This window comes from Pseudarthrobacter sp. HLT1-3 (assembly GCF_059383535.1).
Genome location: NZ_JBWZCJ010000065.1, coordinates 1 through 1,457, shown reverse-complemented (window position 1 = coordinate 1,457; position 1,457 = coordinate 1). Strand labels below are relative to the sequence as shown.

1 protein-coding gene and 1 pseudogene are annotated in these 1,457 nt (G+C 63.7%); both read right to left on the bottom strand.

What is annotated here, in order from left to right; translation table 11 throughout:
- Window positions 1-289: 289 nt before the first annotated feature.
- The gene (locus AC50X9_RS21215) at window positions 290-1,156 is read right to left on the bottom strand and encodes an annexin (protein ID WP_494897063.1); all 867 of its coding nucleotides are present in this window, start codon (window positions 1,154-1,156) and stop codon (window positions 290-292) included.
- Between the two features lie 21 nt (window positions 1,157-1,177).
- Window positions 1,178-1,360, bottom strand: a pseudogene (locus AC50X9_RS21210) (hypothetical protein); the annotation flags it as partial.
- Window positions 1,361-1,457: the final 97 nt, after the last annotated feature.

The following is a 1,457-nucleotide window of genomic DNA, read 5'->3' as shown; positions in this document are numbered from 1 at the left end:
CCATCCTGGAAATCGGAAGTCATCCACCGATTCTTCCAGCCCCCACGCCAAGGACCCGGAATATCACCCGGCGTTTTAACGACTACTGACCCACGCTCCTAGGGTTGGTGCGTCGTCTTCCCGCACACGCGGGGGTGTTCCCAAATTTCATCACGGACGTCTCAGATGCCGCTAGGCCGCCCACGCACACATGGGAGCACGTTCGTTCTGGCCCCGACAGCAGCCTGTGTTCACCGCGGGCGGTCTCGCCTGCGGGCGGGGTGGAAGCACGCGTTGATCTTGCAGGTCACTACGGCGGAGATGAGACTGTGTAGACGCATCCCGGCGGTGCAGCGGCCTGGACCGCGCGTCGGTAGTGCTCGAAATAGCGCGGCCGGAGCTCGGCGCCATCGCTCATGCTCATGAGTGCTGATGGGTCTTCGGGCCGGTTCGCGTGCCAGAACATGATGTTCTCGAAGAAGCCGCCGTCGTACTCGTCGTACAGGCCGACCACGTGCCCGAACTCGTGCGCCAAAGTCGTCTCATCCGAGCCGAGATTGACGTTGATGTCAGAGACGACCATCGGCCAGCGATCACTGTCGGTGCGCTTCTCGACGTCCACCACCTTGTGGTAGTTGCTCTCATCCTCCACGCACATGATCTCGATCGGCACCGTTGGCACCGCCCCCGGCCCGGCGCCTGTGAGCGAGTAGCCACTGTGGCGCCACTTGGCCTCCACGACGTTGATAAAGCGGGCCTTGAAGGCCGCCTTCTCCGCACCCGTTATGTCGTCTGTAAACTGAAACTTCACGCGCACCGTGACCGTGATCCGCCCGCTGGCGAAAAGGAAGTCGAAGTTTCCGACGGAGAGCATCCCAAGCTCAGTGTTCGTTCGCGAGACCGTTGGGACAAGCCCGAGCTGACTGATCGCAGAGGCCAGCTCGCTGCCGCTCAGCTCGTCGCGGAGGGCAACGCTCAGGTCGACGCCAGTCAGCCGACGATAGGCCAAGTAGATGTCGCTGATCTCCGCAGGGCTCCGGTTGGCGAGCGCCGCACTGATGGCTTCTTCATTTGTGCCGGCGCCCGTCATTGCCCCGCGCAGTTGGGCCGCCACCACGTCTGCCCGGGCTCCCGCCGTGGCCGCAGGATCAGGGGCGAAGGCACCAAGGCGCTTCAACTCGCTTGGCGAGAGGTCGTCCTGCAGGTCCGACGTGAGCGTGCGCCCGGTGAGCCTTAGATATGCGGTGGCGATTCGGTCTACGTCAGCTCGGCTTCGCCCGCTGAGCGCCGAGAAGATGGCCTGCTCATCGGTCCCAGCACCGGCCAACGCCGTGCTGAGCTGTTCGGCGACGACCTCTGCGCCGACCGGCTGATACGGTATATATCAAGCTGTTGGTGACAGCTGGTTGGTTTCTTTGTAGTTGATGCCGGCGTGGCTGGGGGCGCCCGGGACGGTGGGCCTGCGGTGGTACCGGTTG